This is a genomic window from Paenibacillus sp. UNC496MF (assembly GCF_900113915.1).
Classification (GTDB): domain Bacteria; phylum Bacillota; class Bacilli; order Paenibacillales; family Paenibacillaceae; genus Paenibacillus_Z; species Paenibacillus_Z artemisiicola.
Genome location: NZ_FORE01000005.1, coordinates 764,324 through 783,711 on the forward strand (window position 1 = coordinate 764,324; position 19,388 = coordinate 783,711).

General features: G+C 64.1%; 17 protein-coding genes. 2 read left to right on the top strand and 15 right to left on the bottom strand.

Features of this window, described 5'->3' with window-relative positions:
• Nucleotides 1-56: 56 nt before the first annotated feature.
• The 6 genes from BMZ79_RS08555 to BMZ79_RS08580 form a co-directional block, all read right to left on the bottom strand.
• Nucleotides 57-1,934 (bottom strand): LTA synthase family protein, encoded by a 1,878-nt coding sequence (locus BMZ79_RS08555; protein WP_371263652.1) that lies wholly within the window; start codon nucleotides 1,932-1,934, stop codon nucleotides 57-59.
• A 187-nt stretch (nucleotides 1,935-2,121) separates the two neighbouring features.
• Nucleotides 2,122-2,766 carry a TetR/AcrR family transcriptional regulator gene (locus BMZ79_RS08560; RefSeq protein WP_090638641.1) on the bottom strand — a complete coding sequence of 215 codons (645 nt, stop codon included), beginning with the start codon at nucleotides 2,764-2,766 and terminating at the stop codon, nucleotides 2,122-2,124.
• An 85-nt stretch (nucleotides 2,767-2,851) separates the two neighbouring features.
• Nucleotides 2,852-3,625: an SDR family NAD(P)-dependent oxidoreductase gene (locus BMZ79_RS08565; RefSeq protein ID WP_090638643.1), complete on the bottom strand. Its 774-nt coding sequence runs from the start codon at nucleotides 3,623-3,625 to the stop codon at nucleotides 2,852-2,854.
• Complete coding sequence (locus tag BMZ79_RS08570; RefSeq protein WP_090638646.1) at nucleotides 3,622-4,431, bottom strand: SDR family NAD(P)-dependent oxidoreductase; 810 nt, start codon at nucleotides 4,429-4,431, stop codon at nucleotides 3,622-3,624. Before BMZ79_RS08570 ends, BMZ79_RS08565 begins: the two co-directional genes overlap by 4 nt.
• On the bottom strand, nucleotides 4,428-5,423 hold the full coding sequence (locus BMZ79_RS08575) for a sugar phosphate isomerase/epimerase family protein (RefSeq protein ID WP_090638648.1): 996 nt from the start codon (nucleotides 5,421-5,423) through the stop codon (nucleotides 4,428-4,430). Before BMZ79_RS08575 ends, BMZ79_RS08570 begins: the two co-directional genes overlap by 4 nt.
• An 86-nt stretch (nucleotides 5,424-5,509) precedes the next feature.
• Nucleotides 5,510-6,280 (bottom strand): SDR family NAD(P)-dependent oxidoreductase, encoded by a 771-nt coding sequence (locus BMZ79_RS08580; protein WP_090638651.1) that lies wholly within the window; start codon nucleotides 6,278-6,280, stop codon nucleotides 5,510-5,512.
• A 125-nt stretch (nucleotides 6,281-6,405) separates the two neighbouring features.
• Between BMZ79_RS08580 and BMZ79_RS08585 the strand changes: the two genes are divergently transcribed.
• Nucleotides 6,406-7,308, top strand: coding sequence for an AraC family transcriptional regulator (locus BMZ79_RS08585; protein ID WP_256252603.1), 903 nt, complete (start codon nucleotides 6,406-6,408; stop codon nucleotides 7,306-7,308).
• Between the two features lie 126 nt (nucleotides 7,309-7,434).
• Here the strand turns inward: BMZ79_RS08585 and BMZ79_RS08590 are convergent, their stop codons facing one another.
• From BMZ79_RS08590 to BMZ79_RS08605, 4 genes are all read right to left on the bottom strand, one after another.
• A complete protein-coding gene (locus BMZ79_RS08590) occupies nucleotides 7,435-8,325 on the bottom strand; it encodes a glycoside hydrolase family 43 protein (protein WP_256252604.1) in 891 nt (296 codons plus the stop codon).
• 380 nt (nucleotides 8,326-8,705) lie between these two features.
• On the bottom strand, nucleotides 8,706-11,177 hold the full coding sequence (locus tag BMZ79_RS08595) for a GH116 family glycosyl-hydrolase (protein ID WP_218154669.1): 2,472 nt from the start codon (nucleotides 11,175-11,177) through the stop codon (nucleotides 8,706-8,708).
• A gap of 185 nt (nucleotides 11,178-11,362) precedes the next feature.
• Complete coding sequence (locus tag BMZ79_RS08600; RefSeq protein WP_371263653.1) at nucleotides 11,363-13,171, bottom strand: L-fucose isomerase; 1,809 nt, start codon at nucleotides 13,169-13,171, stop codon at nucleotides 11,363-11,365.
• 20 nt (nucleotides 13,172-13,191) lie between these two features.
• Entirely contained in the window at nucleotides 13,192-14,199 is a 1,008-nt protein-coding gene (locus BMZ79_RS08605) for a LacI family DNA-binding transcriptional regulator (RefSeq protein ID WP_090638658.1), read from the bottom strand.
• A 364-nt stretch (nucleotides 14,200-14,563) separates the two neighbouring features.
• Here BMZ79_RS08605 and BMZ79_RS08610 point away from each other — a divergent pair, with 364 nt between their 5' ends.
• Nucleotides 14,564-15,073, top strand: a complete 510-nt coding sequence (locus BMZ79_RS08610) for an SRPBCC domain-containing protein (RefSeq protein ID WP_090638661.1) — start codon at nucleotides 14,564-14,566, stop codon at nucleotides 15,071-15,073.
• Between the two features lie 137 nt (nucleotides 15,074-15,210).
• Here BMZ79_RS08610 and BMZ79_RS08615 read toward each other — a convergent pair whose 3' ends face one another.
• The 5 genes from BMZ79_RS08615 to BMZ79_RS08635 form a co-directional block, all read right to left on the bottom strand.
• Nucleotides 15,211-16,065, bottom strand: coding sequence for an AraC family transcriptional regulator (locus BMZ79_RS08615; protein ID WP_090638663.1), 855 nt, complete (start codon nucleotides 16,063-16,065; stop codon nucleotides 15,211-15,213).
• Nucleotides 16,066-16,217: 152 nt separating this feature from the next.
• The gene (locus BMZ79_RS08620; protein ID WP_256252605.1) at nucleotides 16,218-16,454 is read right to left on the bottom strand and encodes a hypothetical protein; all 237 of its coding nucleotides are present in this window, start codon (nucleotides 16,452-16,454) and stop codon (nucleotides 16,218-16,220) included.
• 20 nt (nucleotides 16,455-16,474) lie between these two features.
• On the bottom strand, nucleotides 16,475-17,197 hold the full coding sequence (locus tag BMZ79_RS08625) for a phytanoyl-CoA dioxygenase family protein (protein WP_090638668.1): 723 nt from the start codon (nucleotides 17,195-17,197) through the stop codon (nucleotides 16,475-16,477).
• Between the two features lie 206 nt (nucleotides 17,198-17,403).
• A complete protein-coding gene (locus BMZ79_RS08630) occupies nucleotides 17,404-18,390 on the bottom strand; it encodes a cation diffusion facilitator family transporter (protein ID WP_090638671.1) in 987 nt (328 codons plus the stop codon).
• 192 nt (nucleotides 18,391-18,582) lie between these two features.
• Nucleotides 18,583-19,388: ABC transporter ATP-binding protein (locus BMZ79_RS08635; RefSeq protein WP_090638800.1), on the bottom strand; the 806-nt coding region annotated here is incomplete at its 5' end.

Genomic DNA, 19,388 nt, shown 5'->3' on the forward strand with positions numbered 1-19,388 from the left:
TAAGCGAATGAATCGGATCCTCACGAGCGGGCATGAAGCCAACCGTAATCGGCCCTCTACTCGTTCGGGCTTCCGTCCTTGTTCGGCAGCTGCGATACGAAGCTGTCCGCCAGGTTCAGCAGCCGCAGCGACCGCTCGTACTGCGCGTGCGTCGCGGGCGTCGTCTCGGTCTCGCCCGGAAGCGGGAAGTTCGTGCCGTCCTGATATTCCTTGCCGGGCACGAAAATGTTCTCGTCCGTGATGAACGAACCGGTGGGCAGGAAGTGGCGCATCGGCAGCAGGTTCGAGCTTTGGTTAAGCAAGTCTTCGCCGAAATGAATCTGGTTCGCCGTCGAGACGCCGAGCAGGTTCGCGACCGTCGGCAAAATGTCGATCTGGCCGCCGACGTCATGCTGCGCGGACCCGTACGTCACTCCCGGCACGTGCATGATCAGCGGAATCCGGAACATGTCGGGATAGCCGTATTCGTGGCCCAGCATATCCTTCAGCATGTCTTTCTCGTCGCCGCTCAGCGAGTATATCGGGAGACCCTGGTGGTCACCATACATAAGAATCACGCTGTCGTCCCACAGGCCGGTGTTCTTCAGGTCTTGAATAAAGGCGCCGAGCGCGTAGTCCGCGTAGTTCTGGGCATGGATGTAATTGCCGACGAGCGTGTCTTCCATGTTTTCCGGCAGCGTCATTTTGTACTTCGACTCCGGAATCTTGTACGGGTGATGCGCGCTCATGGAGATGACCTGCGCGTAGAACGGTTTATCGGCCTGGTCCATGCGCTGCAGCTCCGGAATCGTCTTGGCGTACAGGATTTCGTCCGACGACCCGAACGCGATGTGGTCCTCGTCGCCGTAAAACTTCTGATCGTAATACCGGTCCCAGCCGATGGACTTATACAGCTCGCTGCGGTTCCAGAAATGCACGTCGTTCGTGTGGAACGTCGCGGTATCGTACCCGTTCGCGTGCATCAGCTTCGGCAGGCTCGGCAAGGCTTTCTCGACGTATTTGTCCGTCGCGGCTTCGTGATGCGGCACGTAAAGCGACGTATTGACGACGTACTCGGCGTCGGACGTCGTCCCTTGGCCGGCCATCGTATAGAAGCGGTCGTAATGGAACGTTTCCTGAACGAGCTTGTTCAAGTTCGGCGTTACTTCCTGACCGTTGATTTTCAATCCGATGAGGAAATCCTGGAACGACTCCATCTGCAGGATGATCAGGTTCTTTCCTTTGGTGGCGCCGAAATATTTCGGGGAAGCCGGCTCCCGGAAGCCCTTCAGCTCGTCGATTTTGGCCTGCGTGATGTCCTGCATCGGCACGACGTCCTGCTTCTCGGTGGAATCGGACAAGAGCGTGTACACCTCGTAGTTGAGGATGCCCATGTCCTCCGCCTGCTTGTTCTCGTTCATGCTCGCCCGGTTCGGCCAGATGTTGAAGACGCACAGCCCGATCGAAGCGGCGATCATGGCGTACAGGGCCATTCTGCGGGTCGGACGGGGACGCCAGTGCGGCGCGAACGACGGCTCGGAAGCGGCCTTCCGTTTCGGCCAGAAATGCACGGCCCCCAGGATCACGATATCGATGAAGAACAGCAGGTAGTACGGATCCAGCAGCGAATACGTGCTCTCCCCTACCTTCGTCACCTTGTCGGCCTGGTGAAGCGCGTGGTACGTGACGATGACGCCGTAATACTTGTAATAGATGACGACGGTAAAATAGAGCAGCGTAATCAGAAGATCGGATAAGAGATAATAGAGCATCTTTCGCTTGCGGGCGGTCAGTTCGATGCAGCAGAAGACGATCCAGATGAACGGAAGCTCCGTCACCAGCGTCTCCCACGAGAAGCCGATGTCGAACACGACGTACATGACCAGGCTTCCCTTGACCAGCAGCAGCAGCGTGAACAGCAGGAACCGCCGATTCAATAATTTTGACCAAAACATTGCTTTCATCACCTTCAATGCCATTGTTGTTAAGCCTTCGCCTAACCCGGGCGGACGCCCGGCGAAGCGCTTCGGTTCTTCGTTCGGCGAACGATCGCACGCGCGCGTAACGAACAAGGAAGAAACGGGAACGCCGCCCGTGCAGGCGGCGATGCGAGTTTCTTCCGAAAACGGCAAGCAAAACGACTTATTCGGTTGTCCCGTTCCCGTCCCCCGGCGGCTGCCAGAGGCTTAACGCGAAGTCGACCAGCTCTTCCATGTAGGCGCACGCGTCGGGCTCCGACACGACTTTGATGCCGATGATGGAGCTGTACGAGTGCTGCATCCACATCGACAGCAGCTGGCGGGCCGCCAGCGTGAAATTCATCTGCCGGATCTCGCCCTTCCCGTGCCTGCGCCGCAGGAAGTCCGCGATCGAGTCCACCCGCTCGGACATCATGGACGCCAGCTGCTTGGCTTCGGCGAGGTCGAGCAGATCGTTCTCGCGAAACAGGATGCGCATCAGATCCAGGTCGTTCAGGAACAGCTCGTTGATCTTGCCCAGAATGGCCAGCAGCGCCTCGCGCAGCGGCAGGTGCTCGATCGTCTCGTTCGTCAATTGCTTGATTTCGCGCACGCGGTGTTCAAAACTTTCCCGCAGCAGGACCGCCATGATCTCTTGCTTCCCGCCGGGAAAATAATGATACAAAATACCGTCGCCTTTTCGGATTTGCCTCGTGATCGCACGAACCGGCGTTCCGTGATACCCCATCTCCGCGAACAAGCCTTTAGCGGTTTCCAGTAGCCTTTCTCTCGTTGCGGTCGCCTGTTCTTTTCGGCTGATTTGGGTCATTCGGTTCCCTCCGGCTTTCGTTGAACGATCGTACAATGAGAAGTATATTCCCGCCCCGAACGATCTGTCAACGAGAACATGCTGGTCATCGCAGGCTCAATCCCCCGTCCACCGTGAGCACCTGGCCGGTCACCTGGCTGCTGAGCCCCGACGCCATGAACAGCACGCCGTCCGCGATATCCTCGCCCGTCTGGATGCGCCCCATCGGCAGGCGGGCGGACGCTTCCGCGAACAGCTTGTCGGGGTCCGTGCCGGTTGCGCGCAGCCGCGACGTCTCGCCTTCCGACGCGACCCAGCCCGGCTGGACGCAGTTGACGCGAATGCCGTGCTTCGCCAGTCCCTTGGCCAAATTCCGCGTGAGCGTCACGACGGCGCCCTTGGAGACCGCGTACGCCATCGCCGCCGGGTCGCCGCTTCGGGCATGCGTCGAGCCGATGTTGACGATGCTCCCGCCCCCGCGTTCGATCATGCCCGGGACGAAAGCCTGGCACATCAGGTAAGCGCCCTTCAAGTTAATACCCATAATCCGCTCCCAGAACGCTTCGTCGGTGCCCATTAAATCCGCCCGCGGGAAAATGCCGGCGTTATTGACCAGCACGTCCGCCGGGCCGAGCTTCGCCCGTACTTCGGACGCCAGGCCGCGCACCTCGTCCAAGCGCGAGACGTCGCAGCGGACGAAGAGCGCTTCCCGCCCTGCTTCGGCCAGCGTCCGCGCAAGCGCGGCGCCCGCCTCCTCGTTCACGTCCGCGATCGCGATTCGCGCGCCGTACGCGGCGAACCGCTCCGCGATCGCCCGCCCGATGCCCTGGGCGCCGCCCGTCACGAGCACCGTCTTGCCGGCTACGCCGATCCCGTTCACTGCGCCTTCACATCCTTCGGCGCCGCGGCTTCGTACGCGACCGCCGGGATTTGCGTCGCCAGCTTGCCGCCGCTGACGTCGATCATCGTGCCCGTAATGTAAGAAGCGAGGTCGGACGAGAGGAAGCAGATGAGGTTCGTGACGTCGTCCTTGCTGCCCCAGCGGCGCAGCGTCAGCGTGTCCAGCAGCCGGTTCTGGCGCTCCTCGCTCTGCTCCGCGAAATGGTTCATGTCGGTCGGGATCATCCCCGGCGCGTAGCAATTGACCGTCACGTTCCACGGGCCGAGCTCGCCCGCCAGCACGCGGGTGAACTGCTTGACCGCCGCCTTGGACGACGCGTACGCGGCGCTGCCGTAAGACGGCACGATCGCGGCGAAGGAAGCGGCGTTCAGAATTCGCCCTTGCCGCTGCGCCTTCATGACCGGCGCCACGGCCTTGCACATGAGGAACGTCCCCTTCAGGTTGACGTCCATGTTGAGGTCCCAGATCTCCTCGCCGAGCGATTCCACGGGCCCGCCGCTCGCGACGCCCGCGTTATTGACGAGAATATCGATGCGGCCGAAGCGCCGCTGCACGTCCTCCACGACTTCTTGTACGGCCTTCGCGTCCCGGACGTCGCATAAATATTGGGCGCCGGCCAATTCCCGCTGCGCGAACAGCTCGCGAAGCTCGTCGAGCTGCTCCTGGCGGACGTCGAGGGCGACCGTCCGGACGCCCTCCTGCGCCAAGGTCAGCGCGATCTGGCGCCCGATTCCCCTCCCCGCGCCGGTGACGATCGCCACCTTGCCGTTCAGATCGATGATCACGATACCGCCTCCTCCTCGTCTTCGCGCTCGGCGACGAGCGGCAGCAGGTACGCGATGCTGGTCCGCAGCTGCGCGCGCTCGTAAGCCGCGACCGCTTCCGGCGCCGCCTCCCGCTCGTGCGGCGTCCGCCAGTCGCCGGCCGGCCGCGCGTGGGACTGGACGAAGCGCAGCAGCTCGGCCAGCTGCCGCGCGGAACGGCTCGGATACTCCGGCCAGTAATCGTCCGCGAGCACGCGGATATGCCGGGCTTCCAGCGCCCCGATCTCGATCGACATCGGCAGGTCCGCGGGGCCGTGCTCGCGCAGCAGCGCGAACAGCGCCGGGAAGTCGACGGCGCCTTGTCCGATCGGGCTGCGCACGAGCCGGAACCCTTCCTCGCTCGGATAGATCCAATAATCCTTCAGGTGCACGTTGCGGATATGCGGCATGATCCGGCGGGCGAAGTCGATCGGCTCCTCCGCCGTCGCGAGCGGATTGCCGGTATCGAGCGTCAGCCCGAAATGCGGCGAGCCGATCGACTCGCACAGCCAAAGCAGCTCTTCGGACGCGAGATCCTGATGGTTCTCGAGCGCGAGCGTGACGCCCGCGCGTTCCGCGGCCTCGGTCGCGGCCGCGAGCCCTTCGCGCACGTCCGCCATGAAGGCGCCCCAGCGTCCCGCCAGCGGACGGCGGTCGCCGCCGATGCGCGCGCCGCCGACGACGGTGCGCACGATGGGCGCGCCGGCCGCCTCCGCGATCCGGCAGGCTTCGGCCAGCTTGGCCGGGTCGTAGCCGCCCGAGGCGACCGTCACGTACAAGCCCTGCTCCTTCGTCAGCCGCGCGATCGCCGGCAGGTCGGATTGGGCCAGCAGGTTGTCCGGAAGCTCCACGCCCTGCAGCCCGGCCCGCATGGCCCAGGCCATGACGCCTTCGGCCGTCATGGCCTTGCGTCCCGCGCGGGGATGCAGCCCCATCGCGTAAGTCGTGCCGTACATCGATAATCCTATCCGCATCTATCCTTCACCCTTTCGATTCGGAATGAGTCAGAGGCCGTTTTCCTCGTTTCTTTCGCTGCTTATTGAGCCGTGTATGGCGCCGATTATTTCGCCGTCCAGCCGCCGTCGACGGTCATCGCCGCGCCGGTCATGAAGCTGGACGCGGCGGAAGCGAGGAACAGGATCGGGCCGGCGATCTCCTCCGGCTTGCCCCAACGCCCCAGCGCGATCTGTTCGATAAAGAAGCGGTTCGCTTCCGGATTGTTCATGACGACCGTGTTCAGCTCCGTGGCGATCGGTCCCGGGCAGAGGGCGTTGACCGTCACGTTGAACGGCGCCAGCTCCAGCGCGAGCACCTTGGTCAGCTGAATGACGCCGCCCTTGCTGGCGCAGTACGCCGAGCGCTCCGGCAAGCCGACCGCGCCGAGCATCGAGCCCATGTTGATGATGCGTCCGTAGCGCTGCTCCTTCATGATCGGCGTCACGGCGCGCGCGCACAGGTACGGCGATTTCAAATTCGCGCCGACGACGAGATCCCAGCTCGCTTCGTCGTACTCCTCGATCGGCTTGCGAATGTTCGTGCCCGCGTTGTTAATGAGAATATCGATGCGGCCGTGCCGCTCCATGACCGTCCGGACCATCGCCTCGGCGCCGGCAAAGCCGGAAATGTCCGCCTCGAGCCCGGTCACGTCGGCGCCCGTGGACGCCCGAAGGCCGGCCGCCGCTTCCTCCGCCTTCGCGAACGCGCGGCTCGTCACGACGACGGCCGCCCCCGCCTCGGCCAGCGTCCGCGCCATTACGAGTCCGAGTCCTCCCGCGCCTCCCGTCACGAGCGCGACTTGTCCGGTTAATTGAAACAACTGCTGCGTATTCATGGCTACATTCGCTCCTTTCGCACCCTTGTATGGGAATGCGCTTACATGGTACCATTCTCCTAACCGCATGGATTTACATAAAACTGACCGCTTTTTGGACTTTTCCGTAAATCTTCCGACCGGTGGTGACGATTGTGGAAGCTTCCTCCTACGCCAAGCCGCGGCCTTGCACGCTGCGGGAGTTATCGCCCGCCGTCCATTGGGCGCGGCATCACGTCCGCGCGCCGTCGTTCCAATGGAAACGGCGCATCTACGACTTCGAGCTGCTCTTCGTCAAGCACGGCGAAATCGCCGCGACGATCGGCGGCGAGCGGCATCTCGCCCGGGCGGGCACGCTGCTCGTCCTGCCCCCGTGGATTCCCCACACCGTCGAAATCCGCTCGGAGCCGAACGCGGAGCTGCTCGGCATCCATTTCGATTTTTTCGACCGGACGGTCGCGAGCCATCGCTTCATCGTCGACGAGAGCCAGATCGACCCGGGCGCCTTCAGCGCCGTCCCCTATCTGGCGGACAAGCCGCTGCTGGCCGGCTACTGCTTCGCCAACGTATCGGGCCGGATCGTCGCGCTCCTGGAAGGCGTCATCCAGGAGTGGAACGAGCGGCAGGCCGGCTACGACGCCGCGTGCAAGGCGATGCTGCTCCACCTCGTCGCGCTGCTGGCCCGCCGCGGCGGCGAGGCCCGGCAGCCGCCGCAGCCCAAACACGAAGAGCGGCTGCTCCAGCTCGCGGACGAGATCCGGCGGCACTGCAGCCGCAAATGGACGAGCGCGGAGATGGCGAAATTCCTGCTCGTGCACGAGGATTACATGAGCCGCCAATTCAAGGCGCTGATGGGCATCGGGCCGAACAAGTTCGTCCAGTCGGTGCGCCACCAGGAAGCGAAGCGGCTGCTCCGCGAAACCGACGACACGATCGAGCGGATCTCGCTCCTCGTCGGCTATGACGATTTTCATTATTTCAGCCGGATCTTCAAACGGTGGGAAGGGATGAGCGCGCTGCAGTTCCGGAAGCTGTCGCGCACCGTCTGACCGGCGGTTCCGCCGCGCCGCGTAAAAACCCCTGCTTCGCGGCGCGAAGCAGGGGTTTATGTCGTTCTCGCGGTAATCGGGAACCGGGCGCCGGCGCGATGTCGCGCGCTAAGCGCTATTCCGCGCTTACCAGGCGTTCGTCATGGTCACCGGCCGGATGACGCCGTCGCCGATGTCCATCCGGTCGATGCACAGCACGCGGCTGCCGGGATCCCGGTCTCCGATGATGCGGCGGTGGTATACGATCAGCCACTCGTCCGTCTCCGGCAGATGCAGGTAGCCGTGATGGCCCGGGCCTTCGGCGATCGGCTCCTGGCGCTGCAGCACCGTGCCCTTCGGCGCGAACGGACCGAGCGGGCTTTCGCTGACGCCGTAGTCGACGCTGTACGTGCCGTTCGTCCAGCCGCCCTTGGACCACATGAAATAGTACAGGCCGTCCTTCTTGACCATGCACGGGCCTTCCACATAGCCTTGCGGCGTAATGCTGAGATGGAGCTCGCCGTTCTCGAACGGCGCGAAGCCCGTCAGGTCGTCGTTCATCTTGGCCACGTTGCAGTGGCTCCAGCCGCCGTAGTACAAGTAGATCGTGCCGTCGTCGTCCTTGAACAGATGCGCGTCGATCGGCTGGGCGCCGTGAATGAACCGGTCGACGAGCGGCTTGCCCAGGTACCCGCGGAACGGGCCTTCCGGCGTGTCCGAGACGGCGATTTCGAGGCCGCCGGTCTCGTCGTCGTTCTGGATGTCGTTCGACGCGAACACGAGGTAATAGCGGCCCTTGCTTTCGATGATGGTCGGCGCCCAGACGGCCCGCCACACCCACGGGAAATCTTCCATCGCGATGATGCCGTCGTGCTTCTCCCAGGTGACGAGGTCCTCGGAGCTGAACGCGTCCAAATTCATTTGCTTCGTGTACTCCGTAATGGAGCGGGTGACGTAGATCCAGTGGCGCCCTTCATAGGTCCGCGCTTCCGGATCGGCATAGAAGCCGGGTACGATCGGATTGACGATGCCTCTCAAGCTTGGTTCCTCCCGAAGTTGAAGATGATAGATGAAGATGATAGGATAAAACGCTTTCCTGGACGATTATACGGGCTGGGACGCCGGCTTGTCCACGCGCGGCGCGATCTTGCACGATCTTGCGCGAACTCGGCGGCGGCGGGAGGCGACCGGCCGGCGCGCTTGTCGCGGCCCGCCGGCCAGGCCGCGTCCGGACGGCCCGCGCGCGGACCGGAGCCGCGAACGGCTGCGCGCGCAAAAAAAGTCCCCGGCAGCGGCGCCGGGAACCGGTCCGTGTCCTCGCCGCCTGCCGACGTTACTCAACGGCTTGCGGCATCAAGCAAGCGCCGCGGGCGCGGACGGCGGCGCGCCGTCCACCCGCCCGCTCCCGCGCGGCGCCATTACAGCACGATCGTCCTGCCGCGCGCCTGCACGGTCACGCCGCTCATGTCGCCGCCGAGCACGTCCACGGCGAACGCCGGGCGGCCGTCCGACGGATCGATGAACTCGCGGTACACGCCCCAGCCTTTGCCCGTGCTCCAGAACGCCGCGTAATCGTCCGCTTCCGTCGCGGGCGCGAACGACATGACGCCCGCCGCCATGTCGAAGCGGAAACCGGTCAGCGCGACGAGCAAGCCCCAACTCGACATCGACCGCGCGTAATGATGGCCGCATTCCACCTCGTTCCACGGGCTGCGCCGGTAGCCGTCCTGCCGGTCGCGGACCGCCTTCACGATCGTCAGCCCTTCCTCGACGAAGCCCTCGTAGATCAGATTGGTCGCCACATGGTATTCGATGCCGGTCCACACTTCGTCGGAATAGACGAACGGCAGCTTCGGCCGGCCGCCGTTCGGCCAGGAGCAGAGCACGAGCCCCCGCTCGTCGTGCAGGGCGTACGTCCGCTGGCAGTTGACGTGATCCTTGAAATCGGCGCGGAAGTTGTGCCGGTACACGGCATGGATCGCGCTCTTCAGCCGGTCGTCCTCTTCCAGGAGCGCGCCGAGCCCGTACAGATAGGCCAGCTGCTGGCCGAGGAGCTGGTCCGACAGGCAGCCGGCGCCGTGCTGGTACTTGTGCGCGTCGACGTCCGCCAGCGCCTGCACGAAATACTCCCCGTTCCACGTCAGCTCGCCGAGCCGCTTCGCGCTGGCCGCGCCGGTCCGGGCGTACCCGTCCGCCGCTTCGCCGTCGCCCGCTTCGCGGGCCATCGCTTCCCCGGCCTTCAGCGCGCCGAGCAGCATGAAGCCGGTCAGCGGATTCGGGCCGTAAAATTCGATGTCGTACGTGTTGTGCTGCTCCCCGTCCAGGACGGCGTCGCCGTCGAGATCCCAGTGCGGGAGCGCGAAATCGAGCGCGCGCTTCGCGTGCGGCCACAGCTCGCGCAGGAACGCGCCGTCGCCGGACAGCTTCCATTCCCGGTAGAGGCGCATGACGGAGCCGAGCTGGCCGTCGGCCGCCGCCGGGCCGGCCTTGCCGCCCCACCGCCATTCGCAGCCGAACATCCGCACGGCGCGGAACGCCATTTTGCCGGCGTCGTCGGTCTCCTCGAGGAACTCGATCCGGCGCATGGACCGTTCGAGCGACGGGTACAGGAACGCCAGCGTCTGCTCGTAATTCCAGACGTGCGTGCAGCTTCCCTCGCAGGAGCCGCCGTCGTCGAACGTCCCCTCGAAGCCGAGAAACTTGCCGTTCTCGAGCCAGAAGCAGGTCGTGCTCCGCAGCACCGGCATGTTGCCGGCGAGCGCGTCGACGACGTACGAAGGAAGCGTCGAGCCGAACAGCGCGTCGCGGAACGCTTCCGTCCGCCCGCGCAGGTCCGCCATCCGGTTCAGCAGGTAAGCGCCCGCTTCCCACGAATCCGCGAAGCGCGTCGCGTAATGGTTGCGGATCGTCTCGCGTCCCGGCCGCGTATCCCTCGTGCCTTCGTGCCAGCCGTTCATCCGGTTCGGGAAGTACCACGCCAGCGCGAACGGAAACGTCTTCGTCTCGCCCGGCTGCAGCGTCTCCACGATGCCGAGGGAGCCCGTGTCGGTCTTATGCTCCTCCGACGGATCCTCGTAGCCGAGATCCGTAAGCCGGCCGTCCGAGGCGAAGTCGTCCCAGAACTCCTGCAGAAAATCGAACCACGCGCCGCGCAGCCACGCCCGCTTGACGGTCAACTGCGGCGCCGTGGTCATGAGCGACAGGCTGCCGTAGTTCAAGTGGCCGGGCGCCCACTTCTCGGAGGAGAAACGGAGGCCCGAGACGTCCGTATCCTGCCGGAACGCGTTCACGTTCCGGCCGCACGGCATCGCGTAATGCAGATTGCCGAACTTGTCGTAGGTCAGGCCGCCGACGGGGTTGATGAGCGAGCCCGCGATCACGACCTCCGCCGGGCGGTCGCCCGTATTCGTCACCGTATACGTGAGCGAAGCGGCGGGGATGCCGGAGTTCTCCGGGTCGAGCGGCATCATCGGCGTGAACGCCTCGAGCTCCACGCGCACCGGCAGGTCGTCGTCGCGGAAGACGACGCGCGCCATCGGATACGTGCCGATCAGCTCGGATTCCGCGAGACGCGGCAGCCCCGCGCCCGAGAGCGGATGGTAGCCGTGCGACAGCGCGTGGGGCGGCCGCAGACGCGATTCGAGGACGCGCGCGACCGGCTCGCCGCCCTCCGGCGCCACGCGGATCGCGAAGAAGGTGTTCGGCATCTGCGCGCCCTTGGCCGGCAGGTTGAAGATTTCCCAGTCCCGCAGCTCGCCGCGGCTGCCGAGCGAGATGTTGCCCGTGCCGATTCCGCCGAGCGGGAAGAGCGCTTCCCCGGCGTCGCCGGGATACGTGCGAAGCCCGTTCTCCGGGTTCGCGTCAACCGTTCGTTTCGAGTCGATCATCATTCGCACCGTCGCTTTCCGATAAGGGATGGATGTTACAGAAGGTCCAGCGTCCCGTCAAACGAACGCGGCGCGGCCGGACGGCCGCGCCGCGAGCGTGCGGGATGCGATGGGGAATCAAGGCGATTGCCGGGCGATTGCCGTTACCGCGCGATTCCCCGACGCGGATCGCTGCCGCTCCCGCGCGATTACTTGTACAGCGGGCCGAGCGCTTGGCAGGCCCGGAAGTCCGCGCCGACCGGATCCATGCCGCCGAACGCGCTCCACATGCTCGGACGGAAGACGCGGTCCTCGGCGACGTTATGCATGCTGACCGGGATGCGCAGCATGGACGCCAGCGTGATGAGCTCGCCGCCGACGTGGCCGTAGCTGACCGCCGCATGGTTGGAGCCCCAATTGTTCATGACGGTGTACACGTCCTTGAACAGCCCTTCGCCCGTCAGGTTCGGCACGAACCAGGTCGTCGGCCAGGTCGGGTTGCTCCGCTGATCGAGCTTGTCGTGCACCTCGTCCGGCAGCTCGACCGTGTAGCCTTCCGCCAGCTGCAGCACGGGGCCGAGGCCCGCGACGAGGTTGATCCGCGCCATCGTGACCGGCATGCCGGCGCGCGTCGTGAAGTCCGTCGAGAAGCCGCCGCCGCGGAAGAAGTCGACCGCCGGGCTCCATTTCGTCGCCGCGAGGCAGTCCCGGACCTCCTGCTCGGTGATGTCCCAGAACGGCTTCATCGCCGGCTCGCCGCCGATCGTCTGGCGGCCCGTGCCGTCGAGCGCCGCGGGACCGGAATTGATGAGATGGATGATGCCGTTCGCCGCGCTGCCCTCCAGCCGGTATCCGGTTACGCGCTCCACCGCGTCCGGGCTCCAATACGTGCGCACGTCGGCGAAAATTTGCGCCGCGTTCGTCAGCAAATGACCGAACAGCATCGTGACGCCGTTCAGCGTATCGTTCTCCGTCGCCAGCATGAACGGCTCGCGGATGCCGTTCCAGTCGAACGAGGAGGTCAGCATCGCTTCCATGAAATCGCCGTTCGGGAAGAAGTCCGTCCAGGCGCGCTGGCCCTGGAAGCCTGCCGCGATGGCGTTATGGCCGAGCGCTTCCTCGCCGTAGCCGATCTCGTTCAGCTTCGGATTGCCGATCATCAGGTCGCGCGCGATCAGCGTCATTTTCACGACGGTCTCCCAGTCTCCGGCTTTCTGCTCCGCGGTCCGTTGCAAATGCACCGGATTGACCTCGTCGCCTTCGTTGCAGTTCGCCTTCGCCCACGCTAATGCGCTTTCATATTCGGCCTGGTCGTAGATGCCGAGCTCCATGCGGCGCACGAACTCCGTCATGTCCACGTATTCGTTGCGGATGCCGAGGTAGCGCTGGAAGAACGTCTCGTCGACGATGCAGCCCGCGATGCCCATGGACACCGAGCCCATCGACAGGTACGATTTGCCCTGCATCGTCGCCACCGCGAGACCGGCCTTGGCGAACTGCAGCAGCTTCGCCCGCACGTCCGGCGCGATCGTCGCGTCGCCGATGTCCTGCACGTCGCGGCCGTAGATGGAGAAGGCCGGCAGCCCCTTCTGGTTGTGGGCGCCCAGCACCGCGGCCAGATAGACGGCCCCCGGACGTTCCGTGCCGTTGAAGCCCCAGACCGCCTTCGGCCGCGACGGATGGGTGTCCATCGTTTCGGTCGGGTAGCACCAGGACGGCGTGACCGAGATCGTGAGGCCGACCCCTTCGCGCGCGAACTTCTCCTCCGCTCTCGCCGCTTCCGCCACGCCGCCGATGCAGGTGTCGGCCACGACGCATTCCACCGGAAGGCCGTTGCTGTGCGTCAGGTTCTCCGACAGGAAAGCGGCGGCGCTGCGCGCCATCTCCATCGTCACGTCCTCCAGCGATTCGCGGATGCCGCCGCGGCGGCCGTCGATGATCGGCCGGATGCCGATTTTGGGCAGGCTGCCCTGCAGCCGGTTGCCGATATGGATGTCCATGTTCATTCCCTCTTTCATGCGTAATGGATTAAGCGGGATTAGCGGATTTGCTTGACTTCGTGATGGAAAATCTCGTTGAACGGCTCGGCCGGGCCGTCTTCCTTCCGGATGCGGCGCAGCAGGATCTCGCCCGCCTTGAGCCCCATGTCGTAAGGCGCCTGATCGAGATAAAACAGTCCGGGCTCCTTTAGCAGCTGTCCGGCCTCGACCTCGCCGTAGGACGCGACCGCCATGTCGCCCGGAATGCGCAGCCCGCAGCGCACGAGCTCCAGCAGCACGCCGTGGCTCATCCGGTTGTTCAGCGACACGACGGCCGTCGGCCGCTCCTTCTCCCGCAGAAACCGCTGCACCGCCCGCACGCCGCCGTCCGTCGAGAAGTCCCCGCTGTAGACGAGCAGCCGGTCCTCCAGGCCGCGCTCCTTCATCGCCCGAAGCACCCCTTCCAGACGCTCCCGCCCCGTGCTGACCCGGGTCAGGCCGTTCACGACGCCGATGCGGACATGGCCGCGGTCGAGCAGCGCCTTCGTCAATTCGTACGCGCTCTGCGCGTTGTCCTCCGCGACCAGATCAAGCGGCGGCGCGTCCTCGTCCGTCTCCAGTCTCCGGTCGACGAGCACGACGGGCTGTCCGCTCGCGGCCAAAGCGCCGATACGCGCCGCGTTGCCGCCGGACGTCGCCAGCACGATCGCGTCCACGCGCTTCTCGTAGAGCAATTGGAGCAGGCGCGCCTCCTTCTCCGGCGATTCGTCGGAGCTGCAGAAGAGGAGCTGGAAGCCTTCCGGCCCGACGACGTCCTCGATGCCTCTCGAAATGCCCATGAAGTACGGGTTGGAAATATCCGGCACGACGACGCCGATCATGAACGTCTTATCCTGCTTCAGGCTCCGGGCGATCGCGCTCGGCTGGTAGTTCAGCTTGGCGATGGCGCCGAACACGCGCTCCTTGACTTCCGGGCTGACGTAGCCGCTTTCGTTCAACACGCGGGAGACGGTGGCCGTCGACACCTCGGCTTCGGCCGCGACTTGTTTGATCGTTGCTTTCGACAAGCTTCATTCACCTCTGAATAACCTCGACATGTAATCGTTTACGTAATCGATTACATAATGTTTACATAATGAGATTAGCGTGATTCCCGTTTGCTGTCAATCCTATTCTTTCGGCATGGGCAAGATCAAGCAAAGCTTGTCCGAAAGATAAAGAAACGGAAAATCGATAAATATTCCTTGACAGGAATATTCCCTTTTGGGTATATTCTAAATGCAAGCAGGACCGACGAGACAAACAAACGAAACGGGCGATGCCGCGCTCGCTGTCAGGCGGCCGTGAACGCAACCCGCTCGCCTCAAACGCACCGCGCGGGTTCTGACCGAGGAAAACCTGCTATTACCATTATTCGAGGAGGAATCAGGCATGGCGAATCAACTGACGACGACGATCGAGGGACGCGATTTTATTTTGGAGCGGGAGTTCAAGGCGCCCCGGGAGCTGGTATTCAAGGCGTTTTCCGAAGCCGAACATCTGAAGCGGTGGTGGGGTCCGCGCGGCTGGGAGCTGACGGTCTGCAACGTCGACTTCCGCGAAGGCGGCATTTGGCACTACTGCATGAAATGCTTCGACGAGCGGCAAGGGGATTTCTACGGCATGGAATCGTGGGGCAAAGCGATCTACGAGGAAATCGTGAACGCGGAGAAAATCGTGTACACCGATTACTTCTCTGACGCCGAGGGCAACGAGACGCCGGGCATGCCGTCCTCGCGCATTACGATGACGTTCGAGGACCGCGGCGGCTCCACGCTGCTGGTCAGCCGTTCGACCTACGAATCCGAGGAAGCGCTGCGCCAAGTCGTCGAAATGGGCATGGAGCAAGGCATCGCCGAAACGTGGGAACGTCTCGCCGAGCACCTCGCATCCCAACAATAATCGCCGAACTTCGGCATGCGGAAAACCGTCCCGGATTATCCGGGACGGTTTTTTGCCGTTTGCTTTCTGGCGCGCAGCGGCAGCGCCCGCAGCCGGCGTGTCGGCGGCGGCGCGGCGGCCGCCGGCCGGCGGAGGCGCTACTCCTTGGCGGCCATGAAATTCGTCTGCGCCGAGCGGATCATCGCCTTGTACTTGCCCGGCGTCAGCCCGAACGTCTTGGCGAACTGGCGGCTCAGGTAGGCCGCGTCCCCCATGCCGCACCGCTGCGCCACCTCGCTGAGCGGCTCCTCCGTCGTCTCCAGCAGCCGCTTCGCCTTGCTGAGCCGCATTTGGCGCAGCATCTGCATCGGATTGATGCCGTACGCTTCATGGAACGCCCGGTCGAAATAATTCGTGTTCAGGTGCACCTGCCCGGCCAGCATGTCGCGCGACAGCTTCCGCTCCATATGATCGGCCATGAACCGGATGATCGGGAAGAAGCGGTCGTACTTCGCCGTATATGCCCCGCTTCTCGCCTGCCGCCCGTTCGCGTCCCAGCTCTCCAGGATCAGCGCCGCGAGCCGGAGCATGTCCGCGGTCAGCGCGACGTCCCTGAAGGGCCCTTCCCCCCGCCATGTCCGGAGCAGCGAGCGGAACGCCGCGCTGAACGCCTCCGGGTCGAGCAGCCGCACGACCGGCTGCACCGGATACAGCTGGAACAAGTCCAGGTTATAGCTGGTTTGGATTTGCACCGACAGCCACTCGTGCCGCCCCGGCCCCTCCGACGTTTCGGAGAACGGCAAAAAAGGAGGGTGCAGCATGACCCCTCCTTCGCGCGCCTCGTGCCGCTCGCCGTTCGTCGTCGTCCATACATGCCCGTCTGCGACATGGCTGACGATCCAATTGGGATAGACGATGTGCTCATGGTTCAGCTTCTCGTAAATGCCCTCGTCGACCTGATACACGTTGACCTGCCACTGCTCGAGCGTCGTTCCCGCCAATGCCTTCGCCATGCGCGCATTCCCCGTCTCGGTGGTTTTTATTCAGTGTACCACGGGCGGCGCGTTACGCCTATCCGGCGTTCGGCGCTTCGGCGTTCGGTTTTTCGGCGTTCAACGAGCGAAGTCGCGTCGGGCGAGGCCGCGATCGGGATGGAGCGGCGGATTCAATCCGGCTTGCGCCGGTCCGGCAGCCGGTTCTCGTCCGGCTCCGCGTAGAACCCGATCGCCAGGCGCAGCGCCTCCTTGTCGGACGCGCCGTGCCAGATGCCGTCCTTCTCCAGGGCGGGTCCTCTGCGGCAGCCCGCGCATTGGTGCAAGCAGTGCGCGAGCGAGACGTCGTGTCCGGCTTCCGCCAGCTCGTCGAGCAGGTCGCCGTGCCGGTTCTCCTGCAAATTCCGCAAGCAGCACACGATGACCGCCCTCACGCCAACAGCGCCCGGCCGTCTTTGGCGATCAACGGTCCGTTGTCGAACACGGTGCCGGTTACCGGGTTGCGGGCGCCGTCCACGGAGTACTGGATGACGTACGCTTTGCGCGTGCCGTCGCTTTGGTTCGGCGTGCTGCGGTGAAGCAGCAGCGAAGAGAACACCGCCATGCTGCCCTTGCGCAGCGGGACGGGCATGCCCGGATCCTCGCCGAAGTAGCACTGCCAGCCGGTGTCGGTCTTGACGTGTTCGATATAGCCCTGATGATGCGAGCCCGGCTGAATCCAGATGCAGCCGTTCTCGACCGTCGCGTCGTCGAGCGCGAGCCAGCAGGTCATGTATTCCACCGGATCCGTCGGCACGTAGCCGTTGTCCTGATGCCACGGAAAATCGCGCTTCGCCTCGGGGCGCTTGTACACCGACTGGTCCCAATACAGCCGGATGTCCGGGCCGAGCACGCCGGTCGTCAGATCGACGAAGCGTTGGTCGCCGATGAAAGACTCCAATTCTTTGTCGCGGCGCGTCAGGTTGCACGTGAAATTGATTTGGTTCGGGATATTGTTAAACCCCTTGCTTCCGCGCTTCAGCGCTTCTTCCCCTTCCAGATCGTACGCGTCGATAATGCCGCGGATGCGGTCCATCTCCTCGGCGCCGAAGACGTCCTCCAGCACGACGTACCCCTTCTCCCGGTACTGCTCCAATTGTTCGGCCGTCAACATTCCGGTTCACTCCTCGTCCATTGAATCGCGATGCGCTGCGCCGCGCGATGTACCTTTATTATCCGAAAGCGGCGCGCGCCGGACAATGAACGCATTCCTGCAGTTCTTGTACTTTTTCCACCTAAGGCGCCCGATTAAGGGAGCGAAGCAAAACGCCGCGGGGATCTCCCCGCGGCGCCTGCCGTCCTTCCGATTGCGATATGCGATCAGGTTTGCGGCACCCAGTCCCGCACCCCGTTATCTTCGATGATCCCCAAGGTCACGTCCGATATATCCGGATCCTGGAGCAGCTTGTCCCGCACGCGGAACTTCACGTCGTCGGCGTCCGCGAGCGTCATGCCGACCTGCAGCTCGATCAACCCTTCCACGTGGTAGTAGCGGCCTTCCTGAATGACCCGCAGCTCGTTGATGTCGCAGACGCGCGGCTCGGCGAAAATCGTGTCCGTCACCCGGCGCTGGATTTCTTCCGGCGCCGCGACGCCGATCAGCCCGACCATGTTGTCGAAGCCGACCCGGAACGCCACGACCAGCATCAGGACGCCGATCAAGATGGTCGCCACGCCGTCCGCGACGGGCTTATCCGTCAGCGCGGTGATGACGATCGCCGCCAGCGCAAGCCCCGCGCCGGATACGGCGACCAAGTCTTCGTAGAACACCAGACGCGTCGGAGGCGCCGCGCGGCCCACCGATTTGAACGCGGCCCCCACGATGCCGAAGCCCTTCGCTTCGACGCGGGCCTCGTGCGTGATTTCTTTCATCGCCTTGACCAATATGCTTCCGTCCACCGCCAAATTCAGCAGCAGCACGGCAATGCTGAGCCACAGGCTTTTGCTCCCGCCTTCGTGATTCGACAGGCTGTGCCAGCCTTCAAGAATCGTCTCGTACGCCATGATGGTGACCACGATGACGGCGACCATGCAAAAAATATTGATGACCCGGCCGAAGCCGGTCGGGAATTTGCGCGTCGGGGCCCTCTCGGAGAGGACGCTGCCGACGAAGACGAAGCCTTGATTGATCGTGTCGGCAAACGAGTGCATGGCGGAGGCGAACAAGGCGCTGCTCCCGCTCATCGAGGCGACGATGCCCTTCACCGCGGCAATGACCGCGTTGCCTCCCATGGCTATCGCGGATGATTTGTTTCCTTTCTTGACGAGCTGCCAGAAGCTTTCGTTCGATTCCGTTTCGGTTAACATGAACGGGGTTCCTCCAATAATGCGTATTTATCTACTATATAATCCATTAGTCGCCAATACGAATAATCCTTCGGCCTCGTTTCAGAATTCGCGAATATTTTACAAAGCTCGCGAACCCAAGCGCGAAAAAGCGGCCGCCCGTTCGGACAGCCGCTTCGAATCGTTCAAACCGTATGAAACCCGGCGCGGGTTTCAGGAAGTCAGCGGAAAATGGCAGGCGACCTCGCGGTCGAGTCCGACCGGCCGGGCCAGCGGCTCCTCCGCCTTGCAGCGCGCCTGCGCGAACGGACAGCGCGGGTGGAACCGGCAGCCGGACGGCGGATTGACCGGCGACGGCACCTCGCCCTGCAGCGCCACCCGGTCCCGTTGGCGTCCCGGCGACGGCTGCGGAATCGCCGACATGAGCGCCTGCGTGTACGGATGCGCCGGCCGCGCGAACAGCTCGTCCGCCGGCGCCACCTCCACCAGCTTGCCCAGGTACATGACCCCGACCCGGTTCGAGACGTGCCGGACCACGTTCAGCCCGTGCGCGATGAACAGGTACGTCAAGCCCAGCTCCCGCTGCAGCTTCATCATCAGGTTCAGCACCTGCGACTGCACGCTCACGTCCAGCGCCGACACCGATTCGTCCGCCACGATGAACTTCGGATTGAGCGCGATCGCACGCGCGATCCCGATCCGCTGCCGCTGCCCGCCCGAGAACTCGTGCGGGTAGCGGTTGCGCCGCGTCACGTCGAGCCCGACCAGCTCCATCAACTCCACGACCCGGTCGTCGATGTCGGAGGCCGACATCCGGCGGTGAAGCTTCAGCGGCTCGCCGATCAGGTCCCGCACCAGGAAGCGCGGATTCAGCGAGCCCATCGGATCCTGGAAGATGATCTGCATCTCTTCCCGCAGCGCCCGCAGCTCGCCCGGGCCGACCTGCTGAATGTCCCGGCCGTTGAACCGCACCTCGCCGCCCGTCGCCTTCTGCAGGTGCAGCATGACCCGGCCGAGCG